The sequence below is a fragment of the Pseudomonas sp. SA195 genome (assembly GCF_054131565.1).
Map to the genome: position 1 here is coordinate 4,235,590 of NZ_CP096392.1, position 20,117 is coordinate 4,255,706.

The following is a 20,117-nucleotide window of genomic DNA, read 5'->3' on the forward strand; positions in this document are numbered from 1 at the left end:
GTCAGAGCCCCCAGGCGATCAAGGTTTCGGCCAGCGCGAGATACAGCGGAATACCAATCAGGATGTTGAACGGAAAGGTAATCCCCAGCGAGGCCGTCAGCGACAACGAGGGATTGGCCTCGGGCAACGCCAAGCGCATGGCTGCAGGCACGGCGATGTAGGACGCACTGGCCGCCAGGGTCGCGAGCATCGCGGTGCCGCCGAGCGACAACCCCATCAGCCGCGCCAGCAATGCGCCGATCACCGCACCGATCAGTGGCATGCCCAGGCCGAACACGGCCAGACGCAGGCCATAGCGCCTTAGCGAACCCATCTGGCCCGAGGCGATCAATCCCATCTCCAGCAGAAAGAGCGCCAGCACGGGTTTGAACATGCTGGTGTAGAAGGGCTCAAGTGGTTTGATGCCCTCCTTGCCTGCAATGGCGCCGATGATCAGGCCGCCCAGCAAAAGCATGATGCTCTTGCCCAGAAATATCTCTCGCCCAAGCTCCCGCCAATTGGTATCACGCGAGACGCCTTTGGCCAGCACGATGCCGACCAGGATTGCCGGTATTTCCAGTATGGCCACGAACAGCGGCATATAGCTTTCGAAGGCAACCTTGTTGGCCAGCAGAAAGGCCACCACCACGGCAAAGGTACCGGCGCTCACCGAACCGTAGTGCGCCGCGACGCTCGCCGAATCGACCCGGGAAAAGCCCAGCAGCCGCAACGCCGGAAAGGCCAATAGCGGCAATGTGCAACCAAGCAGTAACACCAGCGCCGACTGCCCAAGCAATGCAGCACTCGCTTGCTCGGCCAGCTCGACGCCACCGTGCAAGCCGATCGCCAATAGCAACAGGATCGACAGAGTGTCGTACAGCGCCGGCGGCAGTTTTAATTCGCTCTTCACCAGTCCGGCGAACAGGCCGAAGAGGAAGAACAGCACGACGGGATCGAGCCCCATGACAACCTCCTGACATCAAAACGGAAGGGCAAAAAAAAGGAGCCTTGCGGCTCCCTAAGGGACATCTCTCAGGCCTCGATCTCGATCAGCAGGTCACCCGGCGTTACCCGGTCGCCCTTGCCCACGTGTACCGCCTTGACCGTGCCGGCGACCGGCGCCTGGATCTCAGTTTCCATCTTCATCGCCTCGGTGATCAGCACCGCCTGGCCAGCCTTCACGGTGTCGCCCTCCTTGACCAGTACCTCGACAATGTTGCCCGGCATGCTGGTGCTGACGTCTCCCGGCGCGCTGGCCTGCTTGCGCTGGCCGCCGCTGCCGCCGCCGACAAAGTTGTTCAAGGGCTCGAACACCACCTCTTCCGGCATCCCGTCGATGGAAAGGAAGAAGTGTCGCTTGCCCTCGCCCTTGACGCCGACGCCAGTGATGTCGACGCGGTAGGTCTCGCCATGCACGTCGATGACGAACTCGGTGGGCACGCCCCCTCCGCCCACGGCGCTGGCTGCGCTGCCGTCGGGGATCGGCAACAGCACTTCCGGCTTCAGCGTGCCAGCTTCGCGTTCTTCGAGGAACTTGCGGCCGATGTCCGGGAACATCGCGTAGGTCAGCACGTCCTCTTCGCTGTGGGCCAACGCGCCGATCTCCTGGCGCAGCTTGTCCAGCTCCGGCTTGATCAGGTCGGCCGGACGCACGTCGATGATCTCTTCTCCGCCAATGGCCTGGCGCTGCAGCTTGGCATCGATGGTGCCCGGTGCCTTGCCGTAGCGGCCCTGCAGGTAGAGCTTCACTTCATTGGTGATGGTCTTGTAACGCTCGCCGGCGAGCACGTTGAAGAACGCCTGGGTACCGACGATTTGCGAGGTGGGCGTCACCAGCGGTGGGTAGCCGAGGTCCTTGCGTACGCGCGGGATCTCGGCGAGCACCTCGTCCATGCGGTTCAGCGCGCCCTGCTCTTTGAGCTGGTTGGCCAGGTTGGAGATCATTCCGCCGGGCACCTGATTGACCTGCACGCGCGTGTCGACGCCGGTGAATTCGCTCTCGAACTGGTGGTACTTTTTGCGCACCGCGTAGAAGTACAGGCCGATCTCCTGGATCAGTTCCAGATCGAGGCCCGTGTCGTAGGGCGTGCCACGCAGCGCGGCGACCATGGACTCGGTGCCGGGGTGGCTGGTGCCCCAGGCCATGGACGAGATCGCGGTGTCGATGTGGTCGGCGCCATTCTCGATGGCTTTGAGCTGACACATGCTGGCCACGCCTGCCGTGTCGTGGGAATGGATGAACACCGGTAGATCGATCTCGGCCTTCAGCGCACGGACCAGATCACCAGTAGCAAACGGCGTCAGCAACCCGGCCATGTCCTTGATCGCGATCGAGTCGACGCCCATGTCACGCATCGCCCGCGCCTGCTCGACGAACAGCTCGACGGTGTGCACCGGGCTGGTGGTGTAGGCGATGGTGCCCTGGGCATGCTTGCCGGTCTTCTTGACGGCCTTGATGGCAGTTTCCAGGTTACGCACGTCGTTCATCGCATCGAAGATGCGGAACACGTCGATGCCGTTTTCCGCCGCCTTGGCGCAGAACGCCTCGACCACGTCATCGGCGTAATGCCGGTAACCGAGCAGGTTCTGCCCGCGCAGGAGCATCTGCAGGCGGGTGTTGGGCAGCGCGGCCTTGAGCTGGCGCAGGCGCTCCCAGGGGTCTTCCTTGAGAAAGCGCACGCAGGCGTCGAACGTGGCGCCGCCCCAGACTTCCAGCGACCAGTAGCCGACGCGGTCGAGCTTCTCGCAAATCGGCAGCATGTCCTCGGTGCGCATGCGGGTGGCGATAAGCGATTGATGGGCGTCGCGCAGGATGGTGTCGGTAACGGTAATTTTCTTTTGAGCAGTCATGGTTCGTTCCTCACAGTCCTGCGTGGGCGGCGATGGCGGCAGCGATGGCCAGGGCCAGCTCGCCCGGCTTGCGTTTGATCGAGTAGTTCAGCAGCTCCGGATGGTTGTCGACGAAGCTGGTGTTGAACTGCCCGCTGCGAAAATCCGGGTTGGCGAGGATCTGCTGATAGTAGGTCGCGGTGGTCTTCACGCCTTGTACGCGCATGTCGTCCAGTGCACGCGAGCCGCGGGCCAGCGCTTCTTCCCAGGTCAACGCCCAGACGATCAGCTTCAGGCACATGGAGTCGTAGTACGGCGGAATGGTGTAGCCGGTGTAGATCGCCGTGTCGGTGCGCACGCCCGGGCCGCCGGGGGCGTAGTAGCGGGTGATCTTGCCGAAGCAGGGCAGGAAGTTGTTGCGCGGCTCTTCGGCGTTGATGCGGAACTGCAGGGCGAAGCCGCGATACTGGATGTCTTCCTGCTTGACCGAGAGCGGCAGGCCGGAGGCGATGCGGATCTGCTCGCGGACGATATCGATGCCGGTGATTTCCTCGGTGATGGTGTGTTCCACCTGTACCCGGGTGTTCATCTCCATGAAGTACACCTCGCCTTCAGCGAGCAGGAACTCGACGGTACCGGCGTTCTCGTAACCCACCGCCTTGGCCGCGCGCACGGCCAGGTCGCCGATATAGGCACGCTGCTCGGGCGTCAATTGCGGGCTGGGGGCGATTTCGATGAGCTTCTGGTTGCGCCGCTGGATCGAGCAGTCACGCTCGAACAGATGCACCGTGTTGCCGAAGGAGTCGGCCAAGACCTGAGCCTCGATGTGCTTGGGCTCGACGATGCACTTCTCTAGGAACACGTCGGCGCTGCCGAACGCCTTGGTCGCTTCTGAGATCACACGCGGGTAGGCCTGGGCCAGCTCCTCGGGCGTATTGCAGCGGCGGATGCCTCGGCCGCCGCCGCCGGAGGTCGCCTTGAGCATGACCGGGTAACCGATGCGCTCGGCTTCGGCCAGGGCCTGCTCGGCGCTGGCGACGTTGCCTTCGGTGCCGGGCGTAACCGGCACACCGGCCTTGATCATGCTGCGCCGCGCCTCGGTCTTGTCGCCCATGCGGCGGATCACGTCAGCCCTGGGGCCAACGAACTTGATCCCACGTTCGGCGCAGATCTCGGCAAGCTCGGCGTTCTCAGACAGGAAGCCGTACCCCGGGTGCAAGGCATCGCAACCGGTCTCCACGGCCAGATTCACCAGCTTGCGGGGGTTGAGGTAGCCGGCAAGGGGGTCGTCACCGATGAAATAGGCTTCGTCGGCACGCTTGACGTGCAGCGCGTGACGGTCTGGCTCAGCGAAAACCGCCACTGAGCGCACGCCCATTTCGGCACAGGCCCGCACGATGCGGACGGCGATTTCACCGCGATTGGCGATCAGCAGCTTCTTGATCACGCTGTCATTCCCTTCGGTCGATGAGCGGTGTCCACAGGTGGACATTCGTGCCTGCACGCCGTGCAAGCCTTTAAACCCTACGCCCGCCGGTACGATTAATTGAAATGAATAATAGTTTGATGCAGAATAAGTAATTACTTATAGATGGCGCTACAAGGCTGGCGCGCGCCTGTGGCAGTTGACCAGCCGAGCCGGATGACGGCACGAAAAAAGGCAGCGAACACGATGCGAAAAACCATGATGAGGCTGACATTGCGTCAGCTACAGGTCTTCCGGGCGGTATGCGAAAGCCGCTCCTACAGCCGTGCTGCAGACGAGATGGCGCTGACCCAACCGGCGGTGAGCCTGCAGATTCGCCAGCTCGAAGAGCTGATCGGCCAGCCACTGTTCGAATACCTCGGTCGGAAGCTCTACCTCACCCCGGCCGCCGAGGCACTGCAGCGTGCCAGCACCGACATCTTCGGCCGGCTGGACAGCCTCGACATGCAACTCTCCGATCTGCAGGGCTCGCTGCAAGGCCAGCTCAACCTGGCCGTCGAATCGAGCGCCAAGTACATCACCCCGCACCTATTCGCCGCCTTCAAGCGGCAACATCCCGAGGTCAATCTCGAACTGGTGGTGGTCAACCATGCGCAAGCGGTCAAACGGCTGTCGGTGAGCCGCGACGACCTGCTGATCATGTCGCAAGTGCCGACCGACATGGACCTCGAGTTTATGCCATTCCTGGACAATCCGATCGTTGCAGTCGCCCCGGCGGGCCATCCGCTGTGCCAGATAGGCGACCTCACATTGCAGGACCTGACCGCCTATCCATTGCTGGTCCGCGAGCCTGGCTCAGGCACACGCAAGGCCAGCGAGGACTACCTCAGGCAGAAGCGTGCCCACTTCGCCCAGACGACCCAGGTCGCCTCGCTCGATGCGCTGCGCGAAGCCGTGGTGGCCGGACTGGGCGTGGCGCTGATGCCGCGCCATGCCGTGCACCTGGAGGTGGCGCACGGCCTGTTGTGCGAGCTGCCGGTGCAGGAACTGCCGCTGTACCGCAGCTGGTGCGTGGTTCATCCGCGCGGCAAGCGTCTCAGCCCGGTGGCGCAGGCGTTTTTCGCGTTCATCCGCGCCGAGCGGGCGCGGATCAGCGCCCTGGCTACACGCTTTGACGCCGCTCCGACAGCCCATCGAGCATCGGGCTGATCATCATCAGGTCGGGAAATTCGGTCAGCTGGGCCTGCAGTTGCCGCTGTTCGTCATAGCTTTCGATCGCACGCCGGAAATACATGCGGCGTTCGTCCTGCAACTTGCGACGGGTACGGGCATCGAGGTTGACGTGAGCTTCGCGGTGCGGGGCCATGCGCTTTCTCCCGAAACAGAAGGTGGGAGTTCCAGCATCAGAGCACCGCGTGACGGCATGAGGTCAGCGAGATGACAGGGTGATGACCGTCGCCCGGCGGCTAGTCTTCATGCGCCTTCACCGATTTGGGCGACAGGCGCAGGCTGCGCAAGCTGCGTTTGACGCTCTTGAGATGGTTGACCAGGCTCGGCCCGCGGGCCATGGCGACGCCCATCGCCAGTACGTCGATGACCACCAGGTGCGCGATGCGCGAGGTCAGCGGGGTGTAGATTTCGGTGTCTTCCTGAACGTCGATCGCCAGGTTGATGGTCGCCAGCTCCGCCAGTGGCGTCTGGCTCGGGCAGAGGGTGATCAGCGTGGCCCCGGTCTCGCGAACCACATTGGCGGTGATCAGCAGGTCCTTCGAGCGCCCGGACTGCGAGATGCAGATCGCCACGTCGGTCGGTTTCAGCGTGACCGCGGACATCGCCTGCATGTGCGGATCGGAATACGCCGCCGCGCTGAGCAACAGGCGGAAGAACTTGTGCTGCGCATCGGTGGCAACTGCGCCGGACGCGCCGAAGCCATAGAACTCGACACGCTCGGCCGCCGCCATGGCCTTCACCGCTCGCTCCAGCGCGTCCGGGTCGAGTCGCTCGCGCACCTCCATCAGCGTATGCAGCGTGGTGTCGAAGATCTTCAGCGCGAAATCGGTGACCGAATCGTTCTCACTGATGGCGAACTGACCGAAGCTGGCGCCGGCGGCGAGGCTCTGCGCGAGCTTGAGCTTCAGATCCTGGAAGCCCAGGCAACCGATGGCACGACAGAACCGCACGATGGTCGGCTCGCTGACCCCCACCGTGTGGGCCAGGTCGGCCATGGAGCTGTGCATCACGGCCGCTGGATCGAGCAACACATGGTCGGCGACCTTGAGTTCCGACTTGCGCAGCGAGCTTCTCGATTGGGCGATGTGTTGCAGCAGGTTCACGGTCCGGACTCGCTATGATCAGTACCTGACAGCCTGATCGAGCGTGGCTGCATGCTCGGTCCAGACGTGCCGGCTGGGTGTAGTGGGCTTGTAGTTATACTACAAGCCGCGCAGTATCGCCCAACTGCTGGCGGTTGAAAACGCGAGCGGGGCAGACATTCGGAGGTCGAAGCAGCCGAAAGCGCGGGCGAACATGCTGCGGAGAGGCCTCGAGCCGTTCCGCCAGACTCGCCTTGCCAGGCCTGCCCCAACCAGCCCTTCCACTTCCGAGGAGCGATGCCGTGTCCATTTCTTGCGACATGCTGGTGTTTGGCGGTACCGGCGACCTGGCACTACACAAACTCATCCCGGCCCTCTACCACCTGCACCGCGAAGGCCGCCTGCACGATGATGTGCGGATCATCGCGCTCGCCCGGCAGGACATCGACCGCGATGCCTATTTGGCCCTGACCGAGCGGCATGCCCGCGCCGAAATTTCGCGCACCGACTTCGAGCCTAGCGTTTGGGACAGGTTCAGCCAGCGTCTGGATTATTTCGCCATGGACGCCTCACAACGCGGCGAATTTGTCCGCCTGGCCCATTACCTCGGCCAGGCCGAGGGGCGCATCCGTGTGAATTACCTGGCGACCGCACCTTCACTGTTCGCCCCCATCGCCTCCAACCTCGAGAGCGCCGGGCTCGCTGGAGACGACGCACGCATCGTGCTGGAGAAGCCTATCGGCCATTCGCTCGATTCGGCACTGGAGATCAATGAGGCGATTGGCGCGGTCTTTCCTGAATCGCGCATCTACCGGATCGACCATTATCTGGGCAAGGAAACGGTGCAGAACCTCATGGCGCTGCGCTTCGCCAACGCGCTGTTCGAGCCGATCTGGCGCGCCGGGCAGATCGACCATGTGCAGATCACCGTGGCCGAAACGCTGGGCGTGGAGAACCGGGGCGGCTATTACGACCACGCCGGCGCCATGCGCGACATGTTGCAGAACCACCTCTTGCAGCTGCTCTGCCTGGTAGCCATGGAGGCGCCGGTGCGCTTCGATGCCAAATCCATCCGTGGCGAGAAGGTCAAGGTGCTCGAAGCGCTCAAGCCGATCACCGGCGGCGACGTCCAGGACAAAACCGTGCGCGGCCAGTACAGCGCCGGACGCATCGGCGGCCACGACGTGCCGGCGTATTACTTCGAGCCGAACATCGACAACGACAGCGACACCGAGACCTTCGTCGCAGTAAAGGCCGAGATCGACAATTGGCGCTGGGCCGGCGTGCCCTTCTACCTGCGCACCGGCAAGCGCATGGCGCGCAAACGGTCGGAGATCATCATCACCTTCAAGCAGGTGCCGCATCAGCTGTTCAGCAAAGGCGAGGTGAACCGTTTGGTGATCAGCCTGCAGCCCGAGGAAAGCATCAGCCTGCAGTTGATGGCCAAGGCTCCGGGCAAAGGCATGCAGCTCGAGCCGGTCGAGCTCGACCTGAACCTTGCACATGCCTTCAGCAGCACGCGGCGCTGGGAAGCCTACGAGCGCCTCTTGCTCGACGTGATCGAAGGCGACTCGACGCTGTTCATGCGGCGCGACGAGGTCGAGGCAGCCTGGAATTGGGTCGATCCGATCCTGCGCGGCTGGCAGAGCCACTACCGTAAACCGCGGCCCTATCCGGCCGGAACCGACGGCCCCGAACAGGCCCGTCGCCTGATCGAGCATCAGGGCCGCCAGTGGTGGCGCTGAGCCAGTTAACCCCTCCTTGCGCGATTCCCCGTAACGCCTGTACCAGAGCGGCTCAGGGGAATCGCGCAACTAATTCAGCACTTCGAAGATAACTTTCCCCGCGACTGCCTGAAACTTCCCCACAACTAACTCGCCATAAAAAATTCACTACGACCGCCTCGTCGCCGATTTCACGCCTGAGTGGGAAGGATATTTCGACTGAATATTGCCAGCCCAACTTCGCGGATCACTCCCTGATTCACCCGCGCTATTCAGACCAACTTCCACCCAATCGACTAGTTGGTCACCGGCCGTGGAAACGTACGATGAATGAGCCGCTCGGCTACGCCTGAAACCGCGTAAATAGCGGCCTCCAGCCAAGCCACGTTCTATTGGACCCAGCTGTAAACCGGGCCGAACCTGAGCACTTTTGCAGGTCGCCAAACTTCAACAGCCCGCCCGGCCCCCCTCGGCGAATATCGAACGCGATTGCTCCGCCGTTTCGCCTGATCTCCAGATAGTTCAACTTCCGCGATAAACGGTGAACTTCGCCGCGTATTGTACGTGCATACTTCGCCTGCTGACCCGCTCGGGGTTGAGATTCTTTTTTCGATGTGTTTATTCTTGAAAAGGATTCAATCAGCAACCCAAAAGGTTTTGTTTTGAGTGTTCCTACCGTAACGCTCCGTCGCCCTAACGACGGCGACGGTTACCCCCTCCACGAACTGGTCGCACGCTGCCAGCCGCTGGACGTCAATTCGGTGTACTGCAACCTGCTGCAATGCTCCGACTTCGCCGACACCTCCATCGCCGCGGTCAACGCGGATGGCCACTTGGTCGGCTTCATTTCCGGTTATTGCCCCCCAGCCCGCCCGGACACGCTGTTCGTCTGGCAGGTTGCCGTCGACTCGTCGATGCGCGGTCAGGGCCTGGCGCTGCGCATGCTCATGGCCCTAGTCGCACGGGTCGCTAAGGAGCAGGGCATCCGTAACCTGGAAACCACCATCTCACCGGACAACGGTGCGTCCCAGGCGCTGTTCAAGAAGGCCTTCGCCAAGCTCGGCGTCGACTACAGCACCCGCACCCTGTTCGCCCGCGCTGAACATTTTGCCGGCAAGCACGAGGACGAAGTGCTCTACCGCGCCGGCCCGTTCGCCGCACCCCATTCAGAAGAAGAACTAGAGGAAACCGCATGAAAACTTTCGAACTGCACGAATCTGGCGTTCGCAGCTACTGCCGATCCTTTCCCGTGGTCTTCAAGCAAGCCCGTGGTGCCGAACTCATCACCCGCGAAGGCAAGTCCTACATCGACTTTCTCGCCGGTGCCGGCACGCTCAACTACGGCCACAACCATCCGGTACTCAAGCAGGCGTTGCTCGACTACATCGAAGCCGACGGCCTCACCCATGGCCTGGACATGTATTCCGAAGCGAAGGAGAACTTTCTCTCCACCTTCGATCGGCTGATCCTCAAGCCGCGCAACATGGACTACATCATGCAGTTCACCGGCCCGACCGGCACCAACGCGGTGGAAGCCGCGCTGAAGCTGGCGCGCAAGGTGACTGGCCGCAACAACATCATCAGCTTCACCAACGGCTTCCACGGCTGCAGCATCGGCGCGCTCGCCGCGACCGGTAACAAGCACCACCGTGGCGCCGCCGGCGTTCCGCTGACCGACGTCAGCCGCATGCCTTACGCCAACTACTTCGGCGACAAGGTCAACACCATCGCGATGATGGACAAGCTGCTGACCGACCCATCCAGCGGTGTCGACAAGCCCGCTGCCGTGATCGTGGAAGTGGTCCAGGGCGAAGGCGGTCTGAACGCGGCCTCGGCCGAGTGGGTTCGCAAGCTCGAAAAGCTCTGCCGCAAGCACGAGATGCTGCTGATCATCGACGACATCCAGGCTGGTTGCGGTCGTACCGGCAGCTTCTTCAGCTTCGAAGAGATGGGCATCAAGCCGGACATGATCACCCTGTCCAAGTCGCTGTCGGGCTACGGCCTGCCGTTCGCCATGGTGCTGCTGCGCAAGGAGCTGGACCAGTGGAAGCCGGGCGAGCACAACGGTACTTTCCGCGGTAACAACCATGCGTTCGTCACCGCAGCTGCAGCCATCGAGCATTTCTGGAAGGACGACGAGTTCGCCAACAACGTCAAGGCAAAGGGCAAACGCATCGCCGACGGCATGAACAAGATCGTCCGCCGCTATGGCCCGGACTCGCTGTTCGTCAAAGGTCGCGGAATGATGATCGGCATCAGCTGCCCGGACGGCGACACCGCTGCCGCCATCTGCCGCCACGCCTTCGAGAACGGTCTGGTCGTCGAAACCAGCGGCGCGCATAGCGAAGTGGTCAAGTGTCTCTGCCCGCTGATTATCAGCGAAGAGCAGATCGACAAGGCCATGAGCATCCTGGACAAGGCGTTCGCCGCCGTAATGTCCGATCAAGCCGCCAACCAAGCTTCTTGAGGATTACAACATGATCGTACGTACCCTGGCTGAGTGCGAGCAGTCCAACCGCAAGATCAAGACCGAGACCTGGGACAGCACCCGGATGCTGCTCAAGGACGACAAGATGGGCTTCTCGTTCCACATCACTACCATCTATGCCAACACCGAGACGCATATCCACTACCAGAACCATCTGGAGTCGGTGTACTGCATCAGCGGCAACGGTGAGGTGGAAACCATCGCAGACGGCAAGATCTACAAGATCGAGCCCGGCACCCTTTACATCCTCGACAAGCACGACGAGCACCTGCTGCGCGGCGGTAGCGAGGACATGAAGATGGCCTGCGTCTTCAACCCGCCGCTCAATGGCAAGGAAGTACACGACGAGAGCGGCGTCTACCCGCTCGAAGCCGAAACCGTTTGAGCCGGCGGCCGGTGGCGGGCCCAGCCCGCCCCGCTGCCTTCCGAGGGCATCGAAAGGAGAGCTAACGTGAACCCCGTGCAAACCGACCTGTACCCTTCACGCCAGGAGGACACACCCAGCTGGCAGGAGCGTCTGGACCCGGTTGTCTACCGCAACGACCTGGAAAACGCGCCCGTCTCGCCAGAGATGATCGAACGCTTCGAGCGAGATGGCTACCTGGTCGTCCCCAATCTGTTCAGTGCCGAGGAGGTCGCGGTCTTTCGCGAAGAACTGGAGCGCATGCGCCAGGACCCGGCCGTCGCCGAGTCCGGCAAGACCATCAAGGAACCCGACAGCGGTGCGATCCGCTCAGTGTTCGCCATCCACAAGGACAACGCGCTGTTCGCGCGGATCGCCGCCGATGAGCGCACGGCCGGCATTGCCCGCTTCATCCTGGGTGGCGACATCTACGTCCATCAATCACGGATGAACTTCAAGCCCGGCTTTACCGGCAAGGAGTTCTACTGGCATTCGGACTTCGAGACCTGGCATGTCGAGGACGGCCTGCCGCGCATGCGCACCCTGAGCTGCTCGATCCTGCTGACCGACAACGAGCCGCACAACGGTCCGCTGATGCTGGTGCCCGGCTCTCACAAGCACTACATCCGCTGTGTTGGCGCAACGCCGGAGAACCACTACGAGAAATCGCTGCGCAAGCAGGAGTTCGGCGTACCGGACCACGACAGCCTGACCCGCCTCGCGGATCGCTATGGCATCGACACGGCCACCGGCCCGGCGGGCAGCGTGGTGTTCTTCGATTGCAACACCATGCACGGTTCGAACAGCAACATCACACCGAGTGCGCGGAGCAATCTGTTCTACGTCTACAACCATGTGGATAATGCCGCGCAGGCCCCGTACTGTGGCCTCTCGCCCCGTCCGGCCTTTGTCGCCGAGCGCGAGACGTTCGAGCCTCTGGACATCCAGAAACAGCACTATCTCTGATGCGTTCATATCGGGCCCCATGTGGGCCTGATCGTTGTCGGCGGCCGGAAAGAAGGCGGCCCAGGGATGAAATTCACCCCCACGACGGGAAGTTGAATCGATGCATACCGTAGAAAAGATCGGCGGCACATCCATGAGCCGCTTCGACGAACTGCTCAACAACATCTTCATTGGTGGCCGCGAAGGCGATGCGCTCTACCAGCGTGTCTTCGTCGTCTCGGCCTACAGCGGCATGACCAACTTGCTGCTCGAGCACAAGAAAACTGGCGAGCCCGGCGTCTACCAGCGTTTCGCCGACGCCCGCAACGAAGGCGCCTGGCTGGACGCGCTCGAAGGCGTGCGGCAGAAGATGGTCGAGAAGAACGCCGAACTGTTCCAGAGCGACTTCGAGCTGCGCGCGGCCAACCAGTTCATCAACGCGCGCATCGACGATGCCCGCGAGTGCATGAGCAGCCTGCAGCGCCTGTGCGCCTATGGCCACTTCCAGCTCGACGAGCACCTGATGAAGGTTCGCGAAATGCTCGCCTCCCTCGGCGAAGCGCACAGCGCCTTCAACTCGGTTCTGGCACTCAAGCATCGCGGCGTCAACGCGAAGATGGTCGACCTCACCGGCTGGCACCGCGACGCGCCGCTGCCATTCGAGGAGATGGTTCGCGAGAGCTTCGCCGAGGTCGACCTTGCCCGCGAGCTGGTGGTCGCCACCGGCTATACCCACTGCAGCGAAGGCCTGATGAACACCTTCGACCGCGGCTACAGCGAGATCACCTTCGCCCAGATCGCCGCCGCAACCGGCGCGCGCGAAGCGATCATCCACAAGGAATTCCACCTTTCCAGCGCGGATCCGAACCTGGTCGGCGCCGACAAGGTGGTCACCATCGGCCGTACCAACTACGACGTGGCCGACCAGCTGTCGAACCTCGGCATGGAGGCGATCCACCCGCGTGCGGCCAAAACGCTGCGCCGCGCCGGCATCGAGCTGCGCATCAAGAATGCCTTCGAGCCCGACCACGCCGGTACGCTCATCAGCCAGGACTACAAGAGCGAGCGGCCCTGCGTCGAGATCATCGCCGGGCGCAAGGACGTCTTCGGCATTGAAGTGTTCGATCAGGACATGCTCGGTGACGTCGGCTACGACATCGAGATCAGCAAGCTGCTCAAGCAACTGCGCCTCTACGTGGTCAACAAGGACTCCGACGCCAACAGCATCACCTACTACGCGTCGGGTTCGCGCAAGCTGATCAACCGCGCCGCGCGGCTGATCGAGGAGAAGTACCCGGCGGCGGAAGTCACCGTGCACAACGTCGCCATCGTCTCGGCGATCGGCTCGGACCTCAAGGTCAAGGGCATCCTCGCCAAGACCGTTGCGGCGTTGGCCGGTGCCGGCATCAGTATCCAGGCGGTGCACCAGTCGATTCGCCAGGTCGAGATGCAGTGCGTGGTCAACGAGGAAGACTACGACGACGCTGTCGCTGCCTTGCACCGTGCGCTCATCGAGCCGGAGAACCACGGCGATGTGATCGCGGCGGCTTGATCGCCCAGCACACGCTGCTCCCTAACCGCCGGGCCCGGCTGCTGCTAGGCCCGGCGGTTTGCTGTCTGCCAGTCACCGTCCGTTGCTCGGCGGCGGCGATACCACGTGGCAAAGAACACGACGGCCAGCAGCAGCTCGGCCAGATCGCCGCCGTAGTACATCAGCTGGGCGGCCGCCTCGATCTCTTCCAGCGAATGCCCGGCATGCTGCGGAAAGCCATGGGCATACATCAATTTACCCAGCGTCGAGTGCGCGGCAATGGCCACGAAGAGCACGCCCAGCCGGACGAACATGCCGGGCCGATGCGGCGCCGGGTCGGGCCCTGCGATCGACCAGCAGAACAGGTAGCCCGCCAGTACGAAATGCAGGTGCAGCCAGATGTGCACCAGCGGCTCGCTGAAGCTCAGCTCGTACAGCGGCGTCATGTAGAGCAGATAGAGCCCGCCGATATCCAGCATCAGCGCCGTCACCGGGTGGCTCAACACGCGCGCCGGCGGGGTGCCGGCAACCTCGACGATGCGCCGTGCGCGCATCGCCGACACGGTGCGCAGTAGCAAGGTGCCGGGGGTGCCGAGCATCAGCGCGATGGGTGCGAACATGCCCAGCAGCAGGTGCTGGGCCATGTGCCCGCGCAAATCAGAATGGCCCCACTCGACCATCGGAGGCGACAGCGCAATCACCAGCAAGCCGCAGCCCAGGCTGAAGCTTGCCAGTCGCCAGCAGCTCCAGCCCTTGCGCGCGCGCCGTTGGGCGCGCACGCCGAGCACATAGGCGAACCACAGCCCAAGCGTCAGCAGCACTAAAACGAACGTGCCACCTAGCGCGACCAGATGCGTCTGATGCAGCATCAGCCGGGCACCTCCTGCCGGGCATGCCGCCAGGTCAGGAAGGCCACGGCCAACAGCAGCGCACCGAAGGCGTTCCACGCCAGGTCGTACAGCCACAGCTGTTCCACATACCGCACCTGATGCAGGCGCAGCAGCTTGTGGTTGACCAGCCCGTCGAATAGTTGAAAGGCGCCTGAGCCGATGAAGAACCCCGTCCATGCATGCAGCCGGGACAGGGCGCCGCGCCGGCCGAGCAGCACGAACAGACGGAAACCAGCCGCCAGCATGAGCAGCTCGGCAGCGTGCAAAAGCCCGTCGGAGAGTAGCGAGACGGCCAGCGTCGAGCGGTCAAAGAAATGATGCCAGGCCAGCACCTGGTGGAAGACGATCTCGTCGACCGCGGCCATCAGACCGACCCCCAGGAAGATCGTGGCGATCAGGCTGCCTCTGGCATCGACGGTCGTGGCGTTCACGCTGGCCTCCGGCGTTTTACGGGTGGCTTGCGTCGGCACCGGGAGAGGTCGACCAAGCCCTGCCTATCTAGTGATGACTTGCGCCAGCCACCGGAGTTCGCGCGGACTTGACCGAACGGCCGAACAGCGCCGAGCAAACCCGGTAGAATCCCGCACCTTTAATGTTGGTATAGAGCCACCCGCATCATGAACCGCACCGAACTCTTGTCGCCCGCTGGCACCCTTAAATCCATGCGTTATGCCTTCGCCTACGGTGCCGATGCGGTCTACGCCGGGCAGCCGCGCTATAGCCTGCGGGTGCGCAACAACGAGTTCGACCACGCCAACCTGCATCTGGGCATCGAGGAGGCGCACGCGCAGGGCAAGCAGTTCTACGTGGTGGTCAACATCGCGCCGCACAATGCCAAGCTCAGGACGTTCATCAAGGATCTCGAGCCCGTCGTCGCCATGGGCCCCGACGCGCTGATCATGTCCGATCCGGGGCTGATCATGCTGGTGCGCCAACACTTCCCGGAGATGACGATTCACCTGTCGGTGCAGGCCAACGCCGTGAACTGGGCGAGCGTCGAGTTCTGGCGCCAGCAGGGCCTGAGCCGCGCCATCCTTTCGCGCGAACTGTCGCTGGAGGAGATCGGCGAGATCCGCGAAAAAGTGCCAGGCATGGAGCTGGAAGTGTTCGTCCATGGCGCGCTATGCATGGCCTATTCCGGCCGTTGCCTGCTCTCCGGCTACATCAACAAGCGCGACCCGAACCAGGGCACCTGCACCAATGCCTGCCGCTGGGAATACAAGACGCACGAAGCGAAGGAAAACGAAATCGGCGATATCGTTCACAAGTACGAGCCCATCGCCGTACAACAGGCAGCCCCGGAGATCGTTGAGCCCACCCTTGGCGTAGGTGCGCCGACGGACGAAGTCTTCCTGCTCGAAGACAGCAGCCGCCCAGGTGAGTACATGTCCGCCTTTGAGGACGAGCACGGCACCTACATCATGAACTCCAAGGACCTGCGCGCCGTGCAGCATGTCGAGCGGCTGGTGCACATGGGCGTGCATTCGCTGAAGATCGAGGGCCGCACCAAATCCCACTACTACGTGGCACGCACCGCGCAGGTTTACCGCAAAGCCATCGATGATACGCTGGCCGGCCGGCCGTTCGACAAGTCGCTGATGGGCACACTCGAATCGCTCGCCCACCGCGGCTACACCGAAGGCTTCCTGCGCCGCCACGTGCATGACGAATACCAGAACTACGAGCGCGGCTTTTCGCTCTCCGAACGCCAGCAGTTCGTGGGCGAAATGACCGGCGAGCGGCGCAACGGCCTGGCGGAGGTCATCGTCAAGAACCGCTTCGCCGTCGGCGACCGGCTCGAGCTGATGACGCCTCGGGGCAACCTGAACTTTAGCCTTGAGCATCTTCAGAAAAAGAGCGGCGAGCGCACCGATGTCGCCCCCGGAGACGGCCACGTGCTCTATCTGCCGGTGCCTGATGACGTCGACCTGCAACACGCCCTGGTCATGCGCGAGCTGGACGGCAGCACCACCCGCGGTTGACCGGTTCCGTAGGGTTGGTTGCCTTCAGCCCGGCTCTCGGCACATCTGTAGGAGCACGCTCTGCGTGCGACAGGGGATTGTGCGTGACTGCGGTCGCAAGCGGAGCTTGCTCCTACAGGTCGAGGGCGACCTCAGCCCAATCATCAGCGCCAGACCACTACCGAGGTGCCACGAAGCCGCTGGGCAAAAGCCCCTTCCAGCCGTAGGAGCACGCTCTGCGTGCGACCGGGAATTGTGCGTGGTTGCGGTCGCAAGCAGAGCTTGCACCTACAGGTCGAAGGGCGACCTCAGCCCAATCATCAGCGCCACGATCACTACCGAGGTGCCGCGAAACCGCTTGGCAAAAGCCCCCTCCCAGCCGTAGGAGCACGCTCTGCGTGCGACAGGGGCTTGTGCGTGGCTGCGGTCGCACGCAGAGCTTGCTCCTACAGGTCGAGAGCGACCTCAGCCCAATCATCAGCGCCACGACCACTACCGAGGGGCCGCGAAACCGCTGGGCAAAAGCCCCCTCCCAGCTGTAGGAGCACGCTCTGCGTGCGACCGGGCGCGAAAGCGGGGCATAGAATTTTCTTCGCGCGATCAGCTCAGCAATCCTACGAATTCCGCCGCTGGCACAGGCCGGCTGATCAGGTAGCCCTGCATTTCATCGCAGCCGTGTGCCTTGAGGAAGTCCATCTGCGCCTGCGTCTCGACGCCCTCGGCGACGACCTTGAGGTCCAGACTGTGCACCATCGCGATGATGGCGCGCACGATGGCCGAGTCCTCGCCGTCCTGCGTCAGCTCGGAAACGAAGGAGCGGTCGATCTTCACGTAGTCCACCGGGAAGCGCTTGAGGTAACTGAGCGAGGAGTAGCCCGTGCCGAAATCGTCGATCGCCAACTTCACACCCAACGCCCGCAACTGCTCGCTGATGCTGATGGCGTTATCCACGTCGTCGAGCAGCTGGCTTTCGGTCAGCTCCAGTTCGAGGCGGTCGGCCGGCAGTCCGGTTTCCTCGAGCACCTGGCGCACCAGGGAGATGAAGTTGCCCTGGCGCAGCTGTTTAGCCGACAGATTCACCGAGACGCGAATTTCTGCGAGCCCGTCGAGCTGCCACTGCCGTGCCTGCCGGCAGGCCTGCCGGAGAACGAACTCGCCCAGCGGGATGATCAGGCCGGTCTCTTCGGCCAGCGGAATGAAATAACCCGGCGCAACCAATCCCTTCTTCGGATGCCGCCAGCGCACCAGCGCCTCGGCTGCATCAAGGCAATCCCCTTCAACGTTCAGCCGCGGCTGGTAGAAGAGTTCCAGCTGGCCTTCATCGAGCGCGCGGCGTAGCTGATTCTCGGTCTGCAGGTTCTCCAGGCTGGAGCCCTGCAGCCGCTCGGTGAAGAACTGCAGCGTGTTACCGCCCAGATGCTTGGCATGCTTCATCGCCATGTTGGCCTGTAGCAGCAGGGCGGTCGCGTCCCGCGCGTTGTCCGGCATCAAGCTGACGCCAATGGATGCGGCAACCACCAGCTCCTGCTCGCCCAGCTCGATGGGTTTGCTGATGCGCGACAGCAAACGGCTGCCGGTGTGAGCAAGGGCACCAAGGCTGCCGTAGCCCTCGAGCACCACGACGAACTCGTCCGCGGACAGCCGAGCAATGGTGTCCGCGTCCGATAAGGTATGGGTCAGCCGACGCGACACCTCGCGCAGCATCTGGTCCGCCACCTCATGCCCCAAACTCTCGTTGAGCACCTTGAACCGGTCGAGATCGATATAGAGCACCGCCAGGCCACGGTTGCTGGTGCGATTGCGTTCGCATGCCTCGTTCAGGCGCTCCTTGAGCAGGCTGCGGTTGGCCAGCCCCGTGAGCTCGTCATAGTGGGTGAGAAAGCGCAGGCGCTCCTCGACCTGCCGCCGCACACTGAGATCCGAGACGAAGGCCACCACGTTGGTCACCTTGCCCTGGCTGTCCTGAACGGCCCGCAACTGCGCCCACTGCGGGTACACCTCACCATTTTTGCGCGTCTCGATCAGCTCACCCTGCCAGCTTCCATGTTGGGTGAGGCTGTCGCGGATCGCCGCGTATTGCTGGCGGCTGTCCTCTGAGCTGGCAAGAATCGCGACGCTTCGCCCAAGCAGCTCCTCGCGGCTGAAGCCGGAAAGGCTGCAGCACGCGTGGTTGACGGCTAGCAAGCGGAATTCCGGGTCCATGATCGCCATGCCCTCGCCCGCCGCCTCGAACACGGTGGCGGCCAGGCTCAGCTGTTCGGCCTGACGGCGGCTTTCATTGATGTCGCGCCGGGTGCCGATCATGCGCAGCGCCCGTCCATTGGCGTCGCGCTCGATCACGCGGCCACGATCCTCGACCCAGATCGGCGTGCCGTCGGTCTGCATCGCCCGGTACTGCACGACATAGGTCTCGGTCTCGCCCTTGAGGTGCGCGATCATGTCGCGCCGCACCCGCTCGTCGTCATCCGGATGCAGCTCGGGGCGCTTATCCTCGACCAGGCGCAGGCGATCATGCTGGCCGTCCCCGAAGATTGCATCCATGCGCGACAGGTGCACCTCGTTGCGCACCAGGTCCCAGTCCCACATACCCAATTCGCTGGCTTCCATCGCGAGCGTAAGACGCGCCTCGCTTTCGTGAAGCTCGGCGGTACGCTCGATGACACGTTGTTCCAGCCCGTCGAATGCCTCTCGCAGCATGATCTCGGCATGCCGGCGCTGTTCGATTTCGTGTGCCAGCTCATCGTTGAGCTGGCTGGATTCCTCGCGCATGCGCTCGAGCCGCTTGATCAGCTGTTGGTTATGCAGGCGTTGCTCGAAGCTGCTCGTTAGCAGCCGGTTGATCTGCCAGGCGATCATGCAAAGCGTCAGCAGGACGATGGCGGCGATCATGCCCCAGCCTTGCAGCTGGGTTTCACCACTGCCGAGCAGTATCGCCGCGGCCGGCAGCAGGCTGGGAACGGCGAAGGCGCCGAAAGCGCGCAAAGACACGCCGCAGGCCACGCTGCCGGCGAAGATGACCGAGCCGAGCGAGCCAAACAGTGCCGCTTGCACGACGAACCCCTCGACCGGCGCGAGCTCGACGATGGCATAGGCCAGCGTCAAGGCATTCAGCACGCTGCACACGAGGAAGGAGCGCAGCCACCGCGGGTGCTCCTGGCCCGCCGGGGTGGCGTGCTGGAAGGCCAGCGTCTGCTGCAGGCGAAGCAGCAGTATTGCGCCGGTCACCCCTGCCCAGAGCAGCAGCTCGGTGCGGCCCACCCGATCCCAGAGCAACGTCACGAACACCACGCAGGCCAACAGCATCAGCAGCAAGGACACACGCGAGCCCTGGTAAAGCAGGCGAGTACGCTCGGTTTGTTGATCAATTTCAGCGCAGCGGCCGGTTGCCGGATCGTCGATCCGCGGCGCCGAGGAAGTAGATGGGACGAAATCGATCATGGCGGGTTCTTGTTGTGTAATTCGTTGGAACCAGGCGACGCAGCTATCGCCGCCCGATAATGGCACGTTGCTAGCGAGGGGAAACAGCCCGCTCCGACCAAAGACACCTCGGTGACTCGTTGGGAGGACCAGCCACACGCCTGAACCAGAACCTACGCCTTGGCCGCCCGCTCGCCTAGCCCTCACGGTGC

At 63.0% G+C, this 20,117-nt stretch carries 16 protein-coding genes; 8 read left to right on the plus strand and 8 right to left on the minus strand.

What is annotated here, in order from left to right; all coding sequences use genetic code 11:
• Nucleotide 1: 1 nt before the first annotated feature.
• The 3 genes from M1D78_RS19870 to M1D78_RS19880 form a co-directional block, all read right to left on the minus strand.
• The gene (locus M1D78_RS19870) at nt 2–943 is read right to left on the minus strand and encodes a sodium-dependent bicarbonate transport family permease (protein ID WP_437421673.1); all 942 of its coding nucleotides are present in this window, start codon (nt 941–943) and stop codon (nt 2–4) included.
• Nucleotides 944–1,011: 68 nt separating this feature from the next.
• Nucleotides 1,012–2,829, minus strand: a complete 1,818-nt coding sequence (gene oadA / locus M1D78_RS19875; protein WP_437421674.1) for a sodium-extruding oxaloacetate decarboxylase subunit alpha — start codon at nt 2,827–2,829, stop codon at nt 1,012–1,014.
• A gap of 10 nt (nt 2,830–2,839) precedes the next feature.
• Nucleotides 2,840–4,255 carry an acetyl-CoA carboxylase biotin carboxylase subunit gene (locus M1D78_RS19880; protein WP_437421675.1) on the minus strand — a complete coding sequence of 472 codons (1,416 nt, stop codon included), beginning with the start codon at nt 4,253–4,255 and terminating at the stop codon, nt 2,840–2,842.
• A 225-nt stretch (nt 4,256–4,480) separates the two neighbouring features.
• Between M1D78_RS19880 and M1D78_RS19885 the strand changes: the two genes are divergently transcribed.
• Nucleotides 4,481–5,443 carry a LysR family transcriptional regulator gene (locus M1D78_RS19885; RefSeq protein WP_275973299.1) on the plus strand — a complete coding sequence of 321 codons (963 nt, stop codon included), beginning with the start codon at nt 4,481–4,483 and terminating at the stop codon, nt 5,441–5,443.
• Here the strand turns inward: M1D78_RS19885 and M1D78_RS19890 are convergent.
• A complete protein-coding gene (locus tag M1D78_RS19890; protein ID WP_423707165.1) occupies nt 5,397–5,600 on the minus strand; it encodes a PA3496 family putative envelope integrity protein in 204 nt (67 codons plus the stop codon). The two genes, M1D78_RS19885 and M1D78_RS19890, sit on opposite strands and share 47 nt — an antisense overlap.
• Before the next feature lie 100 nt (nt 5,601–5,700).
• A complete protein-coding gene (hexR, locus tag M1D78_RS19895; RefSeq protein WP_243607344.1) occupies nt 5,701–6,567 on the minus strand; it encodes a transcriptional regulator HexR in 867 nt (288 codons plus the stop codon).
• A 299-nt stretch (nt 6,568–6,866) separates the two neighbouring features.
• Between hexR and zwf the strand changes: the two genes are divergently transcribed.
• From zwf to M1D78_RS19925, 6 genes are all read left to right on the plus strand, one after another.
• Entirely contained in the window at nt 6,867–8,291 is a 1,425-nt protein-coding gene (gene zwf / locus M1D78_RS19900; protein ID WP_457933603.1) for a glucose-6-phosphate dehydrogenase, read from the plus strand.
• Nucleotides 8,292–8,932: 641 nt separating this feature from the next.
• Nucleotides 8,933–9,466, plus strand: a complete 534-nt coding sequence (ectA, locus tag M1D78_RS19905; protein ID WP_437421677.1) for a diaminobutyrate acetyltransferase — start codon at nt 8,933–8,935, stop codon at nt 9,464–9,466.
• Complete coding sequence (ectB, locus tag M1D78_RS19910; RefSeq protein ID WP_437421678.1) at nt 9,463–10,737, plus strand: diaminobutyrate--2-oxoglutarate transaminase; 1,275 nt, start codon at nt 9,463–9,465, stop codon at nt 10,735–10,737. The genes ectA and ectB overlap by 4 nt, the downstream gene beginning before the upstream one ends.
• A 10-nt stretch (nt 10,738–10,747) precedes the next feature.
• On the plus strand, nt 10,748–11,143 hold the full coding sequence (locus tag M1D78_RS19915) for an ectoine synthase (RefSeq protein WP_243607341.1): 396 nt from the start codon (nt 10,748–10,750) through the stop codon (nt 11,141–11,143).
• Between the two features lie 75 nt (nt 11,144–11,218).
• The gene (thpD, locus tag M1D78_RS19920) at nt 11,219–12,127 is read left to right on the plus strand and encodes an ectoine hydroxylase (protein WP_437421982.1); all 909 of its coding nucleotides are present in this window, start codon (nt 11,219–11,221) and stop codon (nt 12,125–12,127) included.
• Nucleotides 12,128–12,227: 100 nt separating this feature from the next.
• A complete protein-coding gene (locus M1D78_RS19925; RefSeq protein WP_437421679.1) occupies nt 12,228–13,658 on the plus strand; it encodes an aspartate kinase in 1,431 nt (476 codons plus the stop codon).
• Nucleotides 13,659–13,702: 44 nt separating this feature from the next.
• On the opposite strand, the gene M1D78_RS19930 is transcribed toward M1D78_RS19925, so the two are convergent.
• Both M1D78_RS19930 and M1D78_RS19935 read right to left on the minus strand, forming a co-directional pair.
• Nucleotides 13,703–14,506 carry a cytochrome c oxidase assembly protein gene (locus tag M1D78_RS19930; protein WP_437421680.1) on the minus strand — a complete coding sequence of 268 codons (804 nt, stop codon included), beginning with the start codon at nt 14,504–14,506 and terminating at the stop codon, nt 13,703–13,705.
• Entirely contained in the window at nt 14,506–14,997 is a 492-nt protein-coding gene (locus M1D78_RS19935; protein ID WP_437421681.1) for a DUF2243 domain-containing protein, read from the minus strand. The genes M1D78_RS19930 and M1D78_RS19935 overlap by 1 nt, the downstream gene beginning before the upstream one ends.
• 147 nt (nt 14,998–15,144) lie before the next feature.
• On the opposite strand from M1D78_RS19935, the gene trhP reads away from it, so the two are divergent.
• Nucleotides 15,145–16,509, plus strand: a complete 1,365-nt coding sequence (trhP, locus tag M1D78_RS19940) for a prephenate-dependent tRNA uridine(34) hydroxylase TrhP (RefSeq protein ID WP_437421682.1) — start codon at nt 15,145–15,147, stop codon at nt 16,507–16,509.
• Between the two features lie 579 nt (nt 16,510–17,088).
• Here trhP and M1D78_RS19945 read toward each other — a convergent pair.
• Nucleotides 17,089–19,926, minus strand: coding sequence for a putative bifunctional diguanylate cyclase/phosphodiesterase (locus M1D78_RS19945; protein ID WP_437421683.1), 2,838 nt, complete (start codon nt 19,924–19,926; stop codon nt 17,089–17,091).
• Nucleotides 19,927–20,117: the final 191 nt, after the last annotated feature.

Bases quoted from the DNA above. Each gene is read 5' to 3' on its own strand.
- oadA (WP_437421674.1), bottom strand. From the start codon at position 2,829: ATGACTGCTCAAAAGAAAATTACCGTTACCGACACCATCCTGCGCGAC.
- M1D78_RS19915 (WP_243607341.1), top strand. From the start codon at position 10,748: ATGATCGTACGTACCCTGGCTGAGTGCGAGCAGTCCAACCGCAAGATC.
- M1D78_RS19930 (WP_437421680.1), bottom strand. From the start codon at position 14,506: ATGCTGCATCAGACGCATCTGGTCGCGCTAGGTGGCACGTTCGTTTTA.
- ectB (WP_437421678.1), top strand. From the start codon at position 9,463: ATGAAAACTTTCGAACTGCACGAATCTGGCGTTCGCAGCTACTGCCGA.
- M1D78_RS19885 (WP_275973299.1), top strand. From the start codon at position 4,481: ATGCGAAAAACCATGATGAGGCTGACATTGCGTCAGCTACAGGTCTTC.
- M1D78_RS19870 (WP_437421673.1), bottom strand. From the start codon at position 943: ATGGGGCTCGATCCCGTCGTGCTGTTCTTCCTCTTCGGCCTGTTCGCC.
- trhP (WP_437421682.1), top strand. From the start codon at position 15,145: ATGAACCGCACCGAACTCTTGTCGCCCGCTGGCACCCTTAAATCCATG.
- M1D78_RS19945 (WP_437421683.1), bottom strand. From the start codon at position 19,926: ATGATCGATTTCGTCCCATCTACTTCCTCGGCGCCGCGGATCGACGAT.
- M1D78_RS19925 (WP_437421679.1), top strand. From the start codon at position 12,228: ATGCATACCGTAGAAAAGATCGGCGGCACATCCATGAGCCGCTTCGAC.
- zwf (WP_457933603.1), top strand. From the start codon at position 6,867: ATGCTGGTGTTTGGCGGTACCGGCGACCTGGCACTACACAAACTCATC.
- M1D78_RS19890 (WP_423707165.1), bottom strand. From the start codon at position 5,600: ATGGCCCCGCACCGCGAAGCTCACGTCAACCTCGATGCCCGTACCCGT.